Genomic DNA, 18,803 nt, shown 5'->3' with positions numbered 1-18,803 from the left:
AAGCATCTCCTTATTACAGCACCTGGGGATTGAGGGCGCGGCGCAGTTTTTCCGGCGTGATCGGCGTGTCGTTGAAACGCTTGCCGGTGGCCTGGTAGATGGCCTCCGCCAGGGCCGCGACAATCGGGATCATCACCACTTCGGCGATGCCCTTGTGGGGGTCTTTATCCGTCTCTGGCGGCAGTATTTCGTGCTGCTGGTTCCAAACCGGCACATGCCTGGCCAGCGGCACCTGGTAGCGGTTCAGGTTCCAGGTGCCGTTGCCGGCACCCTCGGCGAGCGGCGGCAGGACCTCGTAGAGGGCGTGGCCGATACCCATGGCCACGCCGCCCTCTATCTGTCCCTCCACCAGTTGGCGCACTATGGGCTGGCCGCAGTCCATATAGTTTTGCAGCCCGTGGATATTCACTTCGCCGGTGCCTGGATTCACCGCCACCTCCACCAGCGCCGCGGTGGGCGCATAGTAGGTGACCATGGCGTTGTTCAGAGCGGTTCTCGGGTAGCGCACCGACTTGCGCTTCACCACCTGGTACTCCTCGGCGCGGACCTTCTCGGCGCTGCCGCCGCGGCGCAGGGCCAGGCCGTCGATGACCCAGGTCTGCGGTTCGCCCCCCTGGTCGCCATTTAAATCGAAAGTCGCCTCCGCCCACTCCCAGCGGTTGAAGCCGTGCACCATCGCGCCGGTGACACCGCCGCTGCGGTGGGCCTCCGCCGCCAGCCGCGACAGCGGCAGGGCGGGCAGGGCCTCGAACAGAAGCTCGCCGTTGCGCCATTGCAGCTGCGCCGGATCTATGTCGTCTCGCTGCCACAGACGCCTGGCCGCGGGCAGTAGCCCCTGCTGGAAGAGGATGCGCGCCGCCTGCAGGGTGACGTGGGCCTGGAAATAGGAAGACATGGATGCGGCACTGGCCATGGCGGTCACCGGTGTCCACAGGGGATTGGCGGACATCTGGTCCTGGTGTTCCTGGCTCATGGTGTAGGGGCTTTCGGTCTGGAACTGCTGCAGGGCGTGCCAGGCGTCGACCGCCCCCACTTCGCAGTGATCCGCGGCGCGTCCCAGCACCTTTTCCAGTAACAGGGACTGGGAGGTGCCGATGCCGGTGCCCATTTCCATGAATTCCACCGCCAGGGACAGCCTGCCCTCGGCGTCGAACTGCACCGCGGCGCTGGGGGCGGCGGCGCCGGTGCCGTAGTCCTTGGTGGCGATGGCGTAGCCGGTGCCGAACAGGTAGCCGGGGTTCTTGCGCTCGAAGATTTTCTTGCGCTCGGCGCGCTCCTGCCAGATCGGATGCTGGCGGGCGCGCTCCAGCATTTCCCGGTAGCGCACGCCCACCAGCGGCACGGCGCCCTGGGTGTTGCGCCAGCCGGTCTCGAAGGCGTTGCGCAAGCGCAGCTCTATGGGATCCATGCCCAGTTCTTCAGCGGCCTGGTTCACCATCATTTCCATGGCGGTCATCGTCTGCAGGGTGCCAAAACCGCGCATGGACCCGGAGTCCACGTTCATCGACTGGTTGGCGACCGCGGAGATGTCGTTGCGCGGCAGGTAGTAGATGCTCTGTATCGCGCTGGCGCCCACCATGGCGACGGCGGGACTGAAATTCTGCCGGCCGCCGCCGTCCACCTGCATCTCGGATATCAGTGCCTGGAATTTTCCGCTCTTCCTGTCCACCGCCAGGGTGTTGTGCATGCGGAAGGGGTGGCGCTTGAGGCCAGCCTGGAACTGCTCGAAGCGGTTGTTGGCCAGGCGCACCGGCGCCGTACCGAAGAGCGCCGCAACCAGCCCGTAGTAGGGAAAGATGGTGTGGTCCTTGCCGCCGAAACCGCCGCCGACAAAGGCGGAGTGCACCACGATGTTGCTTATGTCCCCGGCGAAGTCGCTCTCCGCGACCATATGCGCGGCCATCTCCTGGAAATCCTGCGGCGACTGGGTGGTTAGCACCAGGTGCAGGGTGCTGCGGGCGCTGTCGAGCCAGCCGTTGGCGGTCTCCGGCTCCATCATCATCGGGTCGACGATCTGGGTTTCGTACTGGCCGCGCACCAGGTGCCAGTTGCCGGCGGCGGCCTCGCGCTCCGCCTGGTTGCGGATCTGGCTCGCATAGTAGATGCCGCGCTCACTGGCGTCGCCGGCCTGATTCGCGGTCGTGGGCCACTCCGCCTTGCGATCGCGGTAGCTGGGAAAGAAGAGGCCGTCCTGCAGCGGCGAATAGAGATCCTCACCGGTCGGGCCGCCCGGCCCCTCGACGCGGATGATGCGCCAGCTGGCGTAGGGGTTGCGCTCCACCGGCGACGTCTCCTCGCCATAGTGGATCACTTTGTTGTTGAACTGCAGCGCCTGCTTGGCGGTGGCGTATTTCTCGAAGTCGTCGAACAGCAGCATGGCCACTGCGTGGCCGTAGTAGTGGGGTGACTGTCCCTCCGGCAGCAGCATCGCCTCGCCGTAGAAGGGCGGCAGCTTCAGTTTTTTCTCGGCCAGGCTCTGCGCGGTGATGCGCGCGTAGGGTTGTGCATCGGCGGGCACCTGAGCCCAGTCGATGCCGTCAAAGCGTCGCTCTACCCGGTTGCAGCGCAATGCCAGGGCATAGTGCTGCTGTTGTGGCCAGTCAGGCATGTCCCTGGCGCGGAAGTCGCGGCCGAAGATCTTCTGGCCGGTGACCTTGGCGATACCGTCGCTGCGAAAGGCGGGATCCGGGCCGGTGCCGCGCCAGTCGAGGCTGCCCGCGGCAGCGTCCGGCTGCCGGGCGCGGCCCAGCTGCCACAGCGCCGGCGCGGCGAAAATTGTGATGCCGGCGACGGTGCACAGCTTGATGAAGTTGCGGCGGTCCTGGCGGAATCCTTCCATGGTATTTCCGGCTTATTGTGTTTCCCGGTCCCGCTGCTTGTAGCCGGATCCGTGGCGGCCCTGCTGCCGGTGGCCGTCTGGGAAAAAGCCTCATCGGCAAACATTTCCCAGACGGCCACCGGCAGCAGGGCCTTCGCATCAGGTTTCAGTATTCTTCCCGAGTCCCGAGTCCCGAGTCCCGAATACTAATAGTCCCTCTTCCACTGGAGCTCCACACTGCCGGCGCCGCTTTCCCCCTCGTCGGCGGATTGGATCTCCAAATTCAGATTGCGACGCAGTTCTATCTGCATTTCCGCCTGCCAGGGATTCAGCGGATCGGTGCTGCGCTGCAGTTCGATATAGATGCGGTTGGTGATGTACTTGCCCAGGCTGAGGGCGTACTGATCGCCTTCGTCCGTCGTATCCTGTTCGATATCCAGGGTATCCACCCCCAGCAACTCGCGGGTCCTGGCCACCGGGTCGAATACCGAGCCGCCGCTCTGCAGGCTGCGCACCACGCTGACCAGGCGCACCGCCTGCAGCGGCGATATGTCCGACATGGATTTGCCGAACAGCAGCTGGGCGAAGATCTCGTCCTGGGCGGCTGCCGGGGTGGAGCTGAAGGTCACGTCCAGGTCATCTGTGGTGCCCGATATTTCGGCGGTGATCTCGCCCTCGCTGTACTCGTGCAGTCCCTTCACATAGATGGCGGCCTCGCTGTTCTCGAACTGCACCAGCCCCTCCTGCAGCTCGAACTTCTTGCCCAGCAGGTCGAAGCTGCCGCGCACTATGCGCAGTTCGCCGGAGGCGTCGGGTTTGGCCGCGGTGCCGCCGATGTCCACCTGGCCGCGCAGTTGCGAATCCAGCCCCAGTCCGCGCACGTAGGACTGCTTGTCCAGCACCACCTCGATATCCAGGGCCATTTTCTGCAGCAATGGCGGTGCCCGCTCCACTTCGGGGCCGTCCACCTCCACTTCCACCACGTCGATTTCCGGCACGCTGCTGCCGATCAGCTGTTCTATCTGCACGGCGAGCGGGCGCAGGGTCAGGCGCCCTTCGAGTTCCGCATCCTCGGTGGTACCGGTCAGCGCCAGGGTGCCGGAGATGGCGCCGCGCACCGCCGGGGTACTGAGCAGTTGGGCCCTGTCCGCACGCAGCTCGAAGTTCATCGACGGCGGCCCTGGCGGGGAGAAAGCCACGGCGCCACCGAGAGCAATACTGCCCCTTTCGCCGTCCTCGGCCCTGGCCCGCTCGATGCGCCACTGGCTCGGTGTCAGGTGCGCGAGAAAATCGATATTGCACAGGCGGGTGTTGCTGGGGCGATGCTCATAGTCGCCGTTGGTCAGTTCTATGCGGCCATTGAGTTCGGGCCTGGCGAAGTTGCCATCGGCACTGACAGAAAAATTCAGCTGGCCGCGCATGGCGTGGATTTCCGGGTCGACAAACTCGGCCACGACGGAGAGGTCCGCGCTGCCGCTGCTGCTCAACTGCAGCGGCAGCGGAGGCACCTCTTCGCCCTGCGCACGTTCGGCAAACAGCTGCTCCAGTATCGGCGCCACCGTCAGCCTGGCATCGATGTCTACGGCCCGGCGCTCGCCGTGGTGCGCATCGAGGGCGATCAGCAGGTCCCTACTCTCGGTCTGCCAGCCGAGCAGCAGGCTGAGCGGCTTCACTTCCACTCTTTCCCGCACCAGCCCCGGCGCCTCGCTGGTGATCTTCAGCTCGCCAGCCAGTTGCGGCCGCTGGGGGCTGCCGGCGGCGCTGGCGGTGAAGGTAAGCTGGCCGCGCTCGGCGATATCCGCCGGCAGCCCGGCGTCTATATCCGCGAGCATGGCTTCCCCGCGTATATCCAGGTCCAGCTGCTGCGGGTTCAGGCTGCCGTGGGCGGACAGCCGGTTGCGCTCCGCCCACAGCAGTTCCACGCCCGCCAGGTCCACGCTGCCGCCGCCGTAGTGCATATCCCCCTGCAGCTGCCAGCGCTCGCCGCGGTACTCCCCCAGCGCCAGGATATTGGCGCCGGCCTCGGGTTTGGCGAAGGGGCCGGAGAATTCGCCGTCGATACTGATTTCCCCGGCCAGCGACGGCGGCAGTTCGACGCCGGCCAGTTCCGCCAGGGACAGGGGGATATTGCGCGCGGCGAGCTTGCCTTGGGCGCGCGCGGCCTTGGGCTCGATGACGCCATTCACTTCGAGCCAGGCCGCGCCCCTGCGACCCAATTGCTGTGCCTCCTCGGCCAGCGCCGCGGTGCGACTGTGGTTCTGCAGCGGCTGTGCGCCACCGGCGATGTCCGCCTCGGTGAGTTTTTCCGGTATCAGCGACTGGGGGCCGCGCAGCTCGCGCGGGTCGAACTGCCCCGGGCCATTGTCTGCGGACAGCTCCAGGCGCAGCCGGTCGAGGGCGATTTTGTCGAGATTGCCGGCGGCGCCGCCGCGCAGTGTGTAGCGGTAGCGATAGCGACTGTCTGAGGTGTCGAGATAACTGCCGTCGGAGCGGATGCGCGCATCCAGTTGCGGATTTGCCCAGGGGCCGTTGACACCCACACTCGCTTCCAGATCGATGGTGAGTCCTTCGGCGGCGGCCAGCTCCAGCTCTTGGGCCGGGCGGAAGTCCCGCGCGTCCACCTCCAGCTGCAGCTGCAGGGATTCCCCGGCGATGGCGACGGCGCCGCCGCCTTTGATAGTGAGGGTTTCGCTCTGCAGCCGGAATTCGGAAACCTCGAGTTCTTCCAGGTTTCCTTCCACCGACGCGGTCAGGCGGCTGTCCATCTGGCGGTAGATGGGGTTGGCATCCAGGGTCGCGCTCAGTGCCGGGCTCTTCCAGGGCCCCTCGGCCGAGACCTGCAACTTTTCCACCGAACCGTTCAGATCTGCCGGAATCTCCACCGCCCCGGTGCCCGGCAGTGCCGCCAGCAGGCGGCGGATGTCGTCCAGGCCCAGTTTTTCGATTTCGCCGCGCAGGTCCAGGGATTCACTGCCAATATCCACACTGCCCCCGGCGTCGAGGCTGGCTTGCGCGTAGCCCAGGGTCGCGGACTCGATGTGGATCACCTTGTCGCGGCTCTGCACCCTGGCCTGGAGCCGCAGCGGCTGTTCGCGCTCCCGGCCGTTGAAGCGGAAGTAGCTGTTCAGGTCGAGGATGCCGGACAGGGACGGCAATGCCCCCTGCCCATTTTGCGACAGGGGGCCGCGGACACTGAGATCCGCGCTGAGCCGGCCGCCCACCAGATAGTCCTGCCAGGGCTGGGAGATGGCCACCGGCAGGCGATTGAGTTTGATCTCGGCGTCGACCTCGTCGGCACTGACGCTACCCGTGATACGGTGGCGGCTATCGTCCACCTCCAGTAGCAGCTCCTCGGTGGCGACTTTCCACGGCGACAGCGCAATCTCGGTGCGGCCGGAGAGTGCGAAGCGGTGCTGCACCAGCGGCAGGGAAAATTCCTCGATATTCACCAGCAGCTGGTTGTCCCGCGGCTGCCACAGAGAGACTCTGCCGCGGGCGTCCAGCGCCTGTCCGTCCGGCAGCTGCAGGTATCTGCCGGCAAATCCCCCCGGCTTTTCACTGGCCGAGAATTCGAGCGTGTAGCGCCCGCGCTCCACCTCCCTGCCCTTTACCAGGATGCGCAGGTCGGCGCCGCCCAGTTCGCGCACTTCCAGGTCTATCCTTGCCAGCTCCCGCTGCCACAGGTAGCGCCCGTCGGAGGTGACGGACACAACGGGAAAATCCGGGAACCTTCTGTCGACCACTTGCAGGCGGTCTACCTGCAGGGCGCCCAGGCGCATCTCCGGCAGCGACAGGGGTTCGTCGCTCGCGTCGACCAGGTCCTCGGCACTCTGTGCCTGGGCCTCGAGCAATTCATTCAATATGTCGTTGTCGACGATCAGTTCCGCCGCAGCGATCCTCTCTATATCGATGCGGTTGCGCAGCAGTCCGCCGAGATCGATATCCACGGCGAGATCGCTGGCCTGTGCCAGGGTGCCTGCGCCGTAATCGATTTTCAGGCGGGAAAAATACCATGCGCCCAAATGCTCGCTGCCGATATGCTCCACCTGGAACTCCAGTTCCGGCAGCAGTTTTTCCGCGACAAGGATGGCGCCGCGGGTCAGGGTTACGCGCCCATGCTCGGTGCCGAGCAGGTAGAGCAGCGCCAGCAGCAGGACAAAGAAGAGGCTGAACAGCAGCGAACCGCGCCCGCTGAGCGACTGCCACAGGCTCCGCAGCAGGACGCCGAGGGCGCGGACATATCCGGTGGCCAGTGAAAGCAGGGCTTTCCACATATCAGAACGCCTGCCCCAGGCTCACATAGATCTGGAAGTCATCATCGATATCCTCGCGCTGGTCGAGGGGGAAGGCGATATCCAGGCGCAGCGGGGCGAAGGAGGTAATATAGCGCACCCCGAAGCCGGCACCCCAAAAGAGATCGGAGAAGCTCGGGCTGGGATCGGCGTAGGCGTTGCCGCCGTCCACGAACAGCACCCCGCCCCAGGTGTCACTGAAGCGGAAGCGCCCCTCCAGGGAGATCTCGCTGAGGGCGCGACCACCGATGGGATCGCTCAGGGTCGGCTCGCCGCCGGGCTCCTCCGGCGGTATCACCAGCCGCGGCCCCAGCGCCTGGTAGCCGTAACCGCGCACCGAGCCGCCACCGCCGGCGTAGAAGCGCTCATCCGCCGGAATTTCCAGGTTGGGAATGCCGGAAATGGCCCCGGCCTTGATGCGCAGCGCCAGGGTCGGCTCGTAGCGCATTTCGCTGGCGGTCTTGTAGCCGGTCAGCACCAGGGTATTTTTGACGAACGTGATATTGGAGTTGCCCAGGTCCACATAGGGCCTGACCTCCACGGCTGCGGTGGCGCCGCGGCCGGCGTCCAGCAGGTTGTCGGTGGTGTCCCACTTCATGCCCAGGGGGAAGGACAGCAACTGGTAGTTCTCGTTCTTGCCGCCGCCCTGTCGCAACACCTCCTCTTCCACCTTTTCCTCCACCTGGCTGAATTTCAGCTCGGCGCCGACGCTGGCGGTGCGGTGCTTACTGAGCTGGCGCGCGATTGTGGCACCGACGGTAAATGCCTCGGCATTGTAGCTGTCCGTATCCTCGCCGGAGAGTTCCGCCTTGGCGATAAAGTTCTGGTCTTTGCGCAGGAAACGCGGCACCAGCAGCTCCCCCTTCAGCGACTGCCGCACCGGATTTACCTTGCTCTCGATTTCGATCCTCTCACCGCGGTGAAAGACGTTGCGGTGCTCCCAGCCGGCAGACACGCCCGCGCCTTCATCCGACGTATAACCCACCCCCAGCTTCACCGTGCGATGGCGGCGCTCCTGGACCAGGAAGGTGATATCCACCGCGCCCCCGTAGGGTTCGGAGACCTGGCTGTTGACGCTGGTAACCAGGTTGGTGCGCAGCAGGCGCAGGCGCGCGGCATCTATCTTGTTGCGGTTGAAGCATTCGCCGCGGGCTATCTGCAGCTTGTCCTTCAGGTAGTCCGGTTCCACCGCCGTGAGTCCCTCCAGGCGCACCTCGCCCACCGTCACCTCCGGACTGGGCGCCACGCGGTACTCGAGGCGCGCGGCGGCCTCACTGTGAATCACTGAGGCCCGGTAGCTGACATCGATATTGAGCAGGCAGGCGTTTTCGCTGAGGTACTTCTCGATGACCTTGACGCCGTCCAGGACCTTGCTCGCCACCAGCGGATCCCCCACCCGCAGCGGCAGGCCGCTGAAACCGCGGCGCAGGTGCTCCGGCATGGCGATGGAAAGACTCTTGATATGGTATTGGGGACCGGGATTGACCCGGTAGAGGATCTCGCCGTCCGCCACATTCTGGCGCACACGGGCGTCGTAGTAGCCACGGGAGCGCAGCAGCTTCTCCAGGGTGCCCCGCTCGTAGCGGGCCACGTCGCGCGGGTCCTCGTAGCTCTTGAGTACGCTGCTGCCCTTGCGCAGTTTCTCCAGTTCCTCGCGCAGCCAGTCCTGCAACGCTGGGTCGTCCTGCACGCGCAGCTTGAACTTGGGTAGTTGGTCAAAAAAGGGAATAGCGCGCACCGGCTGCAGTGGTGACAGCAACAGAGCAGCCAGCAGGATACCTATGAAAACTCGCAAAGGACCTATCCGTTGTCAGCGACTGGGATTCCGATTCCTGTTTTATCAATAAGTTGCCCCACGGGCCCTAGGGGCGCGGGGCAGACTGATCCTGCAGCGGATTGCAGTCGCGAATGATCACCCGCCCCTCGAGCAGGTTGCCCTTGGAGTACTCGGAGAAGATGCATTGATTAGTCTGGGGATCGTAGTTCTCGATCCACAGGTTGTCCTCCTTCCAGGTGGCGCTGATATGCCGGTGCCCCTTCGGCACCGAGATGTGCATGACGCCACCGAAGCGCTTTACGAATACCTGCTCGTAGTGGAAGTAGTAGGCAAACCAGCCGATCAGGAAAATGATCAAGGCGGCTATGCCGCCTATCTTGAGACTGCCCAGGCGGCTGCCGGCGAAGAGGGACAATACGACCAGGGCGATCACCGCCGCCCAGTAGAGATATGTGACCATCGGCATTCATCCGTGATTCTTATTGCGTTGCCTTAGGGTAGCTCAGATTGGCGCCTTATTGAATGACGTTTGGATAGTCGGTGGGTGGGAGGGGCGAACCTTCTGTTCGCCCAAATAAAGCCCGACCGGGTGGCAAGGCTGACAAGAAGCCCCCGGAGCAGGGGAGCCATAGGATTGACCCGTAGGGCGGATAAGAGCAAGCGCGGGAAGCTCAGAGTCACCGAGCATGACTGATGCACCACTGTACCGCAAATACGGGGGTGTCGAGATACCGTGGAGGCGAAGGATGTCAAGGCACGGCTGGCTAACAATGATCTGGAAGCCACCGCCCATCACAGTGCCGGCAAGTTAGCCTGCACCAAGTGTGGCAAGGTGCGAGCGAAGGGTCCGGAAAGGCGTTAGCCCTTACCGAGGCGGGCTTCCGCAGTCTGCGAACCTATCACGGCCGATTAGCTGGCACAAATGAAGAAAACTCAGGCAGAGCCGAGAAGAAGAGCGTCGTCTCCGCCGCCAGCTATTCCCTTGGTTTCATCCGCCAAACGCCCCAGGTCTTCGATTTCGGGGCTTGAGTAGCTGACGCCAGTATTGTTTTCCATGTCGGTAGAGGTGTCCATTAGTTGTTTCCCCAAGTGGCATTGCCCAGAACATAGACCAGTTTTTTCTGGAGTTCAACAATCCGCCTTTGTCGATGCACTTTTTCACGCCCGGGTATTAACTGATCGATGTTTGGCGCCAGCGCTGCCGGGTCTGAGAAGTCGATCTCCGCTGCCTTCCCTTCCGGCAAAACTCCACCCCATAGGCCCTTGTCGGCGCGTTCCACTCCAGCCTGGGGTGCGAGGGGCTTGAAGGCTTCGGTGAAGAGTTCTTTGGTACGCGGGCCGAGCCGGTGGCGCGCGCGCGTGCTCCACAGCAGAGACAGGGTTTCTCGGGTGACCAGGGGAAAGCTGCGACGAATCCCCAGCCGGGTGCAAGCCTCCCAGTTCATGGTCAGTATCGGGGCGTATTCCCGCTGGTAGCGAATAAGCATCCGCTCAGCGGGAGAGTCTTTGCTTCCCAGGACCCGGGCAAGCAGGCTGCGAACCTCCTGGTGCAGCGCGCGATCAAAGGCGGTATGCAGCAAGCGCGGATCCGGCTGGCCGCGCAATCGGCTTATGGCCTGGTCCAGCCATGCAAAACGGTACCTGAGCACCTGTTTCCAGGTCAGGGACGCGCGCTGGGTGATAATCGGCGCTTTTTTTAGTGCGGAAACAAGGCCAACATCGGCCAACCATTCGTCGAAGACGGCTTCCCCGCCGATAAGCTCGTCGCAGAACTCGCCGCCCAAGTAGGTATCCACTGCTGTTTTTTCCAGGAGGCCCGGCATTTCACACAGCAGGGGGTGCAGCGTCGGCTGGATGGACGGTTTCGCTTTTTCCAATATGTTGGCCTGGTAATGGCTGTCCGGCCAGTCGAGCACGATGCGCTGCCCGTCCGGCAGGCCCCGCAGTGAGGGTTCGGCGAAGGCCAGTTCCCTGGCGCGCGTTGCGGGATCGGTCGGCAGCAGGGACGCCGTGGTCAGCGGCAGCTTCAGGTGCTGGTGGACCAGGGCGGCGAGGGTGGAGGAATCCCGCCCGCAGCTCAAGGCCAGTAAGTTGACGCCGTCTGCGACCAGGTCCCGCCGGAGGTTGTCGAGCACGGCCTCGCGCAGCCATTCGCCGCAGGCCTTGCGGTCCAGGTGGGCTTGCCCCAGTTCCGGGCCCAGGAACTCGGTGTCGCCGTTGATGATGCTCGGCTCCCCGCCTACCTGCGCCCTGACCCGCGATCCCCTGGGGTATTCCGCCACGCCTTTGAGGATTGAACGGCCAGAGAAAAATAGTGGGTAGGCATTGCACCAGGTGGCCAATATGGCGCGGTCGATGTCGGGTCTTTCCGGGCAGGCCATGGCCATGAGGTTCAAAGAGGTCGACCAGGCCAACCAGTCCTTCTGGCTGGCAATGAACAATGGCATCAGCGTGGCATGGGTTTGCACAACATTGATGGCCCCCCTGGGCTGGAGAGCGGCAAGCGCAAAATCCCCTCGGGTCAATTGCCCACAGTAGCGGGTGGCATCCCGGGCGTCTCTGGCGAGTTCTTGCCAGAGGGGTTCCAACAGGCCGGGAGGGCGCAGCAGGTCGGCGCCCTGCGGTAACAGAATGCCGCGCTCCGCATTGTAGACATCGGAAATTCGGGTGCCCGGCAGGCACTGGATGGCGACTACCCAGCCGTCGGGAGCGGGTGGCAGGGCGACGCCCTCCAGGGCGGAAAGGCGCCGGCAAGCCTCGGCGACCCGCGCAGGATTGGGCTGCCACAAGGCCAGCATATTGGCGAAGGGGCGGCGCTGGCTCACAGGGGCGCTCCACCGTTGAGTTGTTGAACGGCAGCCATAAGCCCTTCGGGACGCAGTTGGCCGCGCCGCAGGTTCAAATGAAAGGCCGGCGTGGACTGTGCCAACCTGGACAGGCGCTCCAGGTCGCGCCGGCGCCACTGGGGATCTCGCACGCCCAGTGAGCGCTTACCGTGTTCCAATAATGCCAGCAGGGCCTCTTTGGGCGCCAGGCGAGACAATAAGGAAGGCGTTTGGCCGTCGACAAAACGCGGGAACAGCAGGCTGTGGATGGGCAATGGTTGTTGTGAGCACAGGCGACTCGGCTGCCACAGGATACGCTCATCGGCGGTGATGGCGGTCGCTGCGCCGGCGGGCAGAAAGGCCTCGCCAATGCTGCCCTGACGCAGGCGCAGGGATTGGGAACAGGGGTGTGTCAGCAGTTGCCCGCCGCTCTCCGCCAGCGGCATGAAATCGTCGGTGCAGAGGCTGGCGCCTGCAGCCATCAGCGCCGCGGCGACGGAAGTCTTGCCGCCACCACTGGCGGCGATGATGGCGATCAGGCGCTCATCCACCACCACACCGGAGGCGTGTAAGGGGGTATAACCGCGCAGATTGAAGGCAGGCGCCAGGATGCTGGCGGCGAGCATCACTTCCAGCATGCCGGCTGGAAAGTCCGGGTCCCGCCGCAGGGTGATGCGCGTAGCACCGGCGGCGTAAACTGCCTCCAATTTGCCCCAGTAGCGCAGGCAAAAATCCTGCTCTCGCTGACTCAGGCTGACCCGCCAGCCGCCGAAATCCACCTCTTGCAGCAGCCGCCCGTCGGGCCGCGATGCGGGCACCAGCCGCGTGGCGAGCAGTGCAATGTCCACATCCACACCCTCGCTGGTGGCGAGCCGCGTTACAGGCAAGGGGATGGGGCTGCGAAAGGTCAATCCGCCCAGTCGGTATAGTGCGCTCACTGGTTTACCCCCAGGCGCCAGATGATGGAAAAGGCCCGGTTTGGTGGGCCGCCGCTGATGACCCGTCCTCGACTGAGCAGCCAGGCATGACTTTGGAATTGTCCACTGCTGTCAAAGCGCACACCCACCAGGATCTCTGAGGGCTGAGACAGCACGCTCAACAGCCAGCTAGCGGCGAGGGCCAGGCTCAGGCAGTTCAGCGTTATTGGGGAGTGGCGCTGGAGCCAAGCTATGGACGCCGCCGCTTGGTGCAGTGTTTTTGTGCCGGACTTATAGGGCGCGCCAACGGTGAATTGTTGGGTGGATTCGATCTGCGCCCGGGTTCCAGGCAATCGGGATCGGAACTTGCGTTTTCGCCAAATAGACGCTGCAGGCAATAACAGGATAAGGGCGGCAGCCATGGCCGCCTTCTGACAGCGCTGCGATTGAATCACCGGCTTTCCACCAGTTTTCGCTCCCGGCAGGCGGCCAGGAATGCGGCGACATCCTGCCGCGCCCGCTTATCGGTGATCCCAAAGCGTTCGACCAGGGCGGCGACCAGTTCGTCCACAGTTTTTGGCGCCACCAGTGCATTCCATAAGCAAGTGCCGGAAGCGTTCAGGGCATGGTATGCGCCGGTCTGCAGCTGCAATAAGATGCACCTTCCGGGCTCGGGCTCAGTGGAGACCGCATCGGGATCGCGCAGGTAAAGCAGTGACTCACTCATATCCCTATCTCATGAAGCGATTTACTGGAGAGAAGCTGCCAATATTCGCCGGGCCAGGCGAATAGCGCGCGATGCTATGGCGAGGAGGGGGTATTTGGAAGTGAGGCTAAAAAGCCTGTCATGAGTCGGGGCATGATCCATTGAAAAATATCTCGCATGCAATTGGAGGCGATTTCGCCAGCCCGTTTCCAGCATCATGCGGGTCACATAGTGCAGGCACTTGAACCGAATGGCCAACAATAGTGCCTGCGCCTTGCCCGGTTCGATTGCACCCCGCTCGCAGAGCGCCCTATATTGAAAAGCCTTGCTGTAGGCAACAAGTATCGGGGTTTGACGGCGGATGGCGGGAGGCGCTTTGTAGGCCGCAATCCCGAGCCTGCGCGCCATGATGGCAAGGGCCAGGTGTTCGGCCCGTGTTCGTTGCGCTTCCTCGCGCCACGGTGGTCCGCCAGTAGCCTGACAGACCAACTCCAGCACGTCGTAGCCCCATTTCCAGCCGCTGCTCCCCTCCCGCACCGCATGTTCTGCAACCGCTTGGCTGAGCAACCGCCGAGACAGGACCTGTATGTTCAGCGTTCCGACGGATCCGTTTTGCAGCTCGTCTCGCAGCATGCCCAGCGGCGGCAGTGAGCGGGTCATCGAGGGTTCGTTTCGCCAGTGCAGCTCCACGCACTGCCCACTTGGGGACAGCCACACCATATGATGATCCGCGCGCAGGAGCATGGCCACTTCCCTTGGGTCCTGCGGCTGGCCAAATTGACTGATAAAACCCGCCTCGTTCAATGCGGTGAACGCCTGGTTAAATTGTGAGGGGTCTATCAGAATATCCACGTCAGCGCCTTGCCAGACGCCGATATCACCGTAGAGTGCTTGCGAGAGCAGCAGCCCCTTGAGCGGCACGTGGAGTATGCCGGCCGCTGTCAGCGCGGTGGAAGCCTGGGTCAGGGCCTGGAGCTGACGAAGTACCCGCGGCGCATGTGCTATATGGAGTTCCCGCGCCGCATCCCGGTATGCAGGCGGCAGGCAGTGGAGGGCATCGGCATGTTTTTTCATCACGATGCCGGCCAGGCCATGCCAAGCCAGGGCTTGCCGCCATTGGGCAGGCGTACAGCACTGGAGGCGTTGGGGGATACGCGTCAGTCGTTCGCCATCCCAGCGGGATGCGATGACGGTTGCCAGCAGGGCTTCGCCGGGGGCGAGCGGCGCTGTACCCGCCATCGCCTCAGAGCGTTGAGGGCTTGAGCATTCTTCCATGAATGTCATGTTATTCCACATGTGGCATTATCTGGCCCGGTGGCCGCCTATCTTACGGTGAAACGCCGACCTTTAAAACTCCGGCGGAATCTCGCAAACACGCTTGCCATGATCGACCAGGTCTTCTATTCGCCGTTGGACAAATCTTGCCTTGGACCCGAGAAAGTTAGCAGCTGCAAAAGCAGGCTGCACATTAAAGGGTATTCGGTCAGTGGTCGGTAGAATCGCAGGGGGGAACATTGTGTCCGCCCCTTCGCTGTTCTCTCGTCATACCGGCGCAGGCTGGAAGTCCAGGTGCCACAGAACTGGATACCGGCCGGCGCCGGTATGACGCCAATAAATTACTTGGTATGCAGTAGAGTATCTACAGTCAGTCCTGTGCCAGCTCCGGCAGGTTTTCGTACAGCTTCAGTGCCTCCGGGTTGGCCAGTGCCTCCTTGTTCTTCACCGGCTTGCCGTGCACCACATTGCGCACCGCCAGTTCGACGATCTTGCCGCTGATGGTGCGGGGGATATCCGCCACCTGGATTACCTTGGCCGGCACGTGGCGCGGGGTGGTGTTGGCGCGTATCGTGCTGCGGATTTTCTGCACCAGTTCATCGTCCAGTTCGACGCCTTCGCGCAGCACCACGAAGAGCACCACGCGCACATCGTCGCGCCAGTCCTGGCCGATGCAGATGCTGTCCAGCACCTCTTCCACCTTTTCCACCTGGCGGTAGATCTCGGCGGTGCCGATGCGCACACCGCCCGGGTTCAGCACTGCGTCGGAGCGACCGTAGATGATCACGCCGCCGTGTTCGGTGATCTCGGCATAGTCGCCGTGGGCCCAGACACCGGGCCAGTTCTCGAAATAGGCGCCGCGGTATTTGGAGCCGTCCTCGTCGTTCCAGAAGCCGATCGGCATACAGGGGAAGGATTTCGAGCACACCAGTTCGCCCTTCTCCCCGACCACCGCCTGGCCGTCGTCGTTCCAGACTTCCACCGCCATGCCCAGGCCCCGGCACTGCAGCTCGCCAGCGTAGACCGGCAGTGTCGGGTTGCCGAGAGCGAAGCAGGAGATGATGTCGGTGCCGCCGGAGATGGAGGACAGGCAGACGTCTTCCTTGATGTCGCGGTAGACATAGCGGAAGCCCTCGTGGGCCAGGGGCGAGCCGGTGGAGAGCACCGCGCGCAGCTTCTCCAGCTTGTGGCTCTCGCGCGGCTTGCGCCCGGATTTTTCCAGCGCGGCGATATATTTGGCACTGGTGCCAAAGACGCTGATGTTCTCCTCGTCCGCCATATCCCACAGACTCTCCGCCGCCGGGTAGAAGGGCGAGCCGTCGAAGAGCACCAGGGTGGCGCCGCAGGCCAGGCCGCTCACCAGCCAGTTCCACATCATCCAGCCGCAGGTGGTGAAGTAGAAAAGCGTATCGTCCCGCTTCAGGTCGCAGTGCAGCCGGTGCTCCTTCAGGTGCTGCAGCAGTGTGCCGCCTGAACCATGAACTATGCACTTGGGCACGCCGGTGGTGCCGGACGAATACATGATATAGAGGGGGTGGCTGAATTCGGTCTGGGCGAAGGTGAGCGCCCGCTCCGGCGCAGAGTCAACAAAGGACTCCAGGGTGACGGCCTTGTCCAGGGATTCGATGGCCGCGGCAGTATCCGACCCGCTGCGCGCCACCGGCACCACCACCAGTTTCTCGATGGAGTCGATGCGCGCGACTATCTCCTCCAGGCGCGGCAGGGAATCGATGGTCTTGCCATTGTAGAAGTAGCCCTCGCAGGCGAAGAGCACCCTGGGCTCCACCTGGCCGAAGCGGTCCAGCACGCCGTTGATGCCGAAGTCCGGCGAGCAGGAGGTCCAGATGGCGCCGAGGCTGGTGGTAGCGAGCATGGCCACCACGGTATCGATGATATTGGGCATAAAGCCGGCGACCCGGTCGCCCTTCTCCACGCCCTGCTCGGTCAGGGCCGCGGCCAGGCGCTCCACCCGCCGGTAGAGTTCGGCATAGCTCAGCTGGCGGCGGCTACCGTTCTCCAACCGCTCCACCAAGGCGATCCGCTCATCACGATAGCGCAGCAGGTTCTCGGCGAAGTTGAGCCGTGTCCCGGGGAACCACTCGGCGCCGGGCATGGTGTCCCTTCCCAGGACCTCATTGCCACGCTCGCTGGCGATCACCTCGGTGAAGTCCCACAGATCGCTCCAGAACTGCTCGCGCTCGTCCACCGACCACTGGTGCAGCTCGGCGTAGTCCGCCAGGGCCAGGCCGTGGCGCTCGTTGACGAGGCGACGGAACTGGTCCATCTGGGTGGCGTGTATGGCTTCCGCGGTGGGCTGCCACAGGAGCTGGGCGTTGTTGTTGTTCATCTCAACTGACCTTGTCCGTTCGCTTGTTCTCAAGATTTATAGTTCTCAATGGTTGACCATTATTCGCGCGGACGCGATTCGGGCAATCATGCCTTGGTCTGACAGTTAAAACTATTTTAAACTTTCTTATATTTGTTAAATTTTACTTAATTATTGAAATCGCGCCTGTAGGAGTGGCCCATGGCCGCGATCGATGTCCGGGGTGAACTGAGAGCCCGATCGCGGCCATGGGCGGATGGCCGCCCCGCCGCTCCTACAAAGCCCTCTCCCCCGGCCCCTCTTCCGCGAGCGGGAGAGGGGAACAAGAGCGGGGCGTCGAATCACAGGAGAGTTCGTGAGCGCCACCATCAAACAACTCCGCGCCTTCACCACAGTCGCGCGCACCCGGAGCCTGGCCGAGGCCAGCGCGCAGCTGCATATCTCCCAGCCGGCCCTGTCGGTGGCCATACGCAACCTAGAGACGGCCGCCGGCGGACCCCTGTTCAGCCGCGACAGCCGCCAGTTGGCACTGACGCCGGAGGGACGCGAGTTCCTGGGCCGGGCGGAGCAGCTGCTGCACAGCTGGGACCAGTCCCTGGACGCGATCCAGCAGCGCTTCCGCCTGCAGCGGGGCCAGCTGTCCCTGGCGGTGATCCCCGCCTTCGCCCTGAACCGGCTGCCGGCGCTGCTGGCGGATTTCCACCGGCTGCACCCGGAGATCAACATCCTGCTGGAGGATATTGTGATGGAGCGGGTGCTGCAGGCGGTGCAGGAGGGGCGCGCGGAACTGGGAATCAGCTTTCGGCCGGACGACCTGGGCGGACTGGAATTCACCCCCTTCGATCGCGACCGCTTTGTCGCCGCCGTGCCGCCGGATCACTCACTGTCGGGCAGGAAATCGGTGCGCTGGAGCGATCTGGCGGCGGAGCCCTTTATCGCCATGAACCGGGGCTCCGCCGTGCGCCGCTGGACCGACGGGGCCTTCGCCCACTGTGGCAAACCGGTGCAGCTGCTGTGCGAAGCGAACCAGCTGAGCACCATAGGCCAGTTGGTGAAAGTCCGGCTGGGCGTCAGTGCCGTGCCCAGCCTGTGTGAGGGACAGATGCGGGATTGCGGCCTGGTGTGCCTGCCGCTGTCGGCGCCGGTGGTCGCCCAGGAGGTGGGTGTACTGGTAAAGAGCCGCGGCGCGATTTCCGCACCGGCCAAAGCTTTCCTGGACTTGCTGACTGCCGTAAACAGCTAGGGGCAACTCCGTCGTTCGCCCCTCGCTGCGAAGGACTGCGCCTATTTCGACGTGGCCCGCAGCATCCACGCGGTTTTCTCGTGCACACGCATACGGTCGGAGACCAGGGCGATGGTGGACTCGTCGTCGCCTTCCTGTGCTGCCTTGAACACGTCGCGGCAGGTTTTTACCACCTGCTCGTGGCCGCGGGTCAGTATCCGCACCATTTCCTCCGCCGGCGGAATCTCCGGGACTTCCTTGATGGAACTGAGTTTGGCGAACGCCTCGTAGGTGCCCGGTGCCGGCACACCCAGGGTGCGAATCCGCTCGGCGATGTCATCCACCGCTTCCGCCATCTCGGTGTACTGCTCCTCGAACATCAGGTGCAGCTCGCGAAACAGGGGCCCGGTCACGTTCCAGTGAAAGTTGTGGGTCTGCAGGTACAGGGTATAAGTGTCCGCCAGCAGGTGCTTCAATCCGTCGGCGATCTTCTCGCGATCACGCTCGCCAATGCCAATATCGATCTTGCTCATAACAACCTCGTCCATTTGAGTTTCGGGATCAGATGACTCTCTGACTGTTAGGGTATCCTGCCAAACAGTGATTAAAAAATTTATTTAAAGAATAGAAACCATAAATAATGAC

Annotated in this window: 13 protein-coding genes; 1 reads left to right on the top strand and 12 read right to left on the bottom strand. The window is 63.5% G+C overall.

Going from position 1 to position 18,803, the window contains the following annotated elements:
• Positions 1–13 precede the first annotated feature (13 nt).
• From AC6R19_RS18570 to AC6R19_RS18520, 11 genes are all read right to left on the bottom strand, one after another.
• Positions 14–2,839: a xanthine dehydrogenase family protein molybdopterin-binding subunit gene (locus tag AC6R19_RS18570; RefSeq protein ID WP_500581349.1), complete on the bottom strand. Its 2,826-nt coding sequence runs from the start codon at positions 2,837–2,839 to the stop codon at positions 14–16.
• 185 nt (positions 2,840–3,024) lie between these two features.
• Positions 3,025–7,092, bottom strand: coding sequence for a translocation/assembly module TamB domain-containing protein (locus tag AC6R19_RS18565; protein ID WP_500581348.1), 4,068 nt, complete (start codon positions 7,090–7,092; stop codon positions 3,025–3,027).
• Between the two features lies 1 nt (position 7,093).
• Entirely contained in the window at positions 7,094–8,905 is a 1,812-nt protein-coding gene (locus tag AC6R19_RS18560; protein ID WP_500581347.1) for an autotransporter assembly complex protein TamA, read from the bottom strand.
• A 67-nt stretch (positions 8,906–8,972) separates the two neighbouring features.
• Positions 8,973–9,353, bottom strand: coding sequence for a hypothetical protein (locus AC6R19_RS18555; protein ID WP_500581346.1), 381 nt, complete (start codon positions 9,351–9,353; stop codon positions 8,973–8,975).
• Between the two features lie 467 nt (positions 9,354–9,820).
• Entirely contained in the window at positions 9,821–9,961 is a 141-nt protein-coding gene (locus AC6R19_RS18550; protein WP_500581345.1) for a hypothetical protein, read from the bottom strand.
• Positions 9,961–11,712, bottom strand: a complete 1,752-nt coding sequence (locus AC6R19_RS18545; protein ID WP_500581344.1) for an asparagine synthase-related protein — start codon at positions 11,710–11,712, stop codon at positions 9,961–9,963. The genes AC6R19_RS18550 and AC6R19_RS18545 overlap by 1 nt, the downstream gene beginning before the upstream one ends.
• Entirely contained in the window at positions 11,709–12,650 is a 942-nt protein-coding gene (locus AC6R19_RS18540; RefSeq protein WP_500581343.1) for a hypothetical protein, read from the bottom strand. Before AC6R19_RS18540 ends, AC6R19_RS18545 begins: the two co-directional genes overlap by 4 nt.
• The gene (locus tag AC6R19_RS18535) at positions 12,647–13,084 is read right to left on the bottom strand and encodes a lasso peptide biosynthesis B2 protein (protein WP_500581342.1); all 438 of its coding nucleotides are present in this window, start codon (positions 13,082–13,084) and stop codon (positions 12,647–12,649) included. The genes AC6R19_RS18540 and AC6R19_RS18535 overlap by 4 nt, the downstream gene beginning before the upstream one ends.
• Positions 13,081–13,356 carry a PqqD family protein gene (locus AC6R19_RS18530; protein WP_500581341.1) on the bottom strand — a complete coding sequence of 92 codons (276 nt, stop codon included), beginning with the start codon at positions 13,354–13,356 and terminating at the stop codon, positions 13,081–13,083. Before AC6R19_RS18530 ends, AC6R19_RS18535 begins: the two co-directional genes overlap by 4 nt.
• A 21-nt stretch (positions 13,357–13,377) precedes the next feature.
• The gene (locus tag AC6R19_RS18525; protein ID WP_500581340.1) at positions 13,378–14,619 is read right to left on the bottom strand and encodes a nucleotidyltransferase family protein; all 1,242 of its coding nucleotides are present in this window, start codon (positions 14,617–14,619) and stop codon (positions 13,378–13,380) included.
• A gap of 361 nt (positions 14,620–14,980) precedes the next feature.
• Entirely contained in the window at positions 14,981–16,957 is a 1,977-nt protein-coding gene (locus AC6R19_RS18520; protein WP_500581339.1) for an acetoacetate--CoA ligase, read from the bottom strand.
• Positions 16,958–17,291: 334 nt separating this feature from the next.
• Here AC6R19_RS18520 and AC6R19_RS18515 point away from each other — a divergent pair, with 334 nt between their 5' ends.
• Complete coding sequence (locus AC6R19_RS18515; RefSeq protein WP_500581338.1) at positions 17,292–18,179, top strand: LysR family transcriptional regulator; 888 nt, start codon at positions 17,292–17,294, stop codon at positions 18,177–18,179.
• Positions 18,180–18,220: 41 nt separating this feature from the next.
• Here the strand turns inward: AC6R19_RS18515 and AC6R19_RS18510 are convergent, their stop codons facing one another.
• Positions 18,221–18,691, bottom strand: coding sequence for a Dps family protein (locus AC6R19_RS18510; RefSeq protein ID WP_500581337.1), 471 nt, complete (start codon positions 18,689–18,691; stop codon positions 18,221–18,223).
• Between the last annotated feature and the right edge of the window lie 112 nt (positions 18,692–18,803).

This window comes from Microbulbifer sp. SE14, assembly GCF_059834885.1.
This window is presented reverse-complemented; position numbering and strand designations above follow the sequence as displayed.

Coding starts and splice junctions, on each gene's coding strand:
- AC6R19_RS18520 (WP_500581339.1), bottom strand. CDS start 16,957: ATGAACAACAACAACGCCCAGCTCCTGTGGCAGCCCACCGCGGAAGCC.
- AC6R19_RS18530 (WP_500581341.1), bottom strand. CDS start 13,356: ATGAGTGAGTCACTGCTTTACCTGCGCGATCCCGATGCGGTCTCCACT.
- AC6R19_RS18570 (WP_500581349.1), bottom strand. CDS start 2,839: ATGGAAGGATTCCGCCAGGACCGCCGCAACTTCATCAAGCTGTGCACC.
- AC6R19_RS18550 (WP_500581345.1), bottom strand. CDS start 9,961: ATGGACACCTCTACCGACATGGAAAACAATACTGGCGTCAGCTACTCA.
- AC6R19_RS18565 (WP_500581348.1), bottom strand. CDS start 7,092: ATGTGGAAAGCCCTGCTTTCACTGGCCACCGGATATGTCCGCGCCCTC.
- AC6R19_RS18510 (WP_500581337.1), bottom strand. CDS start 18,691: ATGAGCAAGATCGATATTGGCATTGGCGAGCGTGATCGCGAGAAGATC.
- AC6R19_RS18555 (WP_500581346.1), bottom strand. CDS start 9,353: ATGCCGATGGTCACATATCTCTACTGGGCGGCGGTGATCGCCCTGGTC.
- AC6R19_RS18525 (WP_500581340.1), bottom strand. CDS start 14,619: ATGACATTCATGGAAGAATGCTCAAGCCCTCAACGCTCTGAGGCGATG.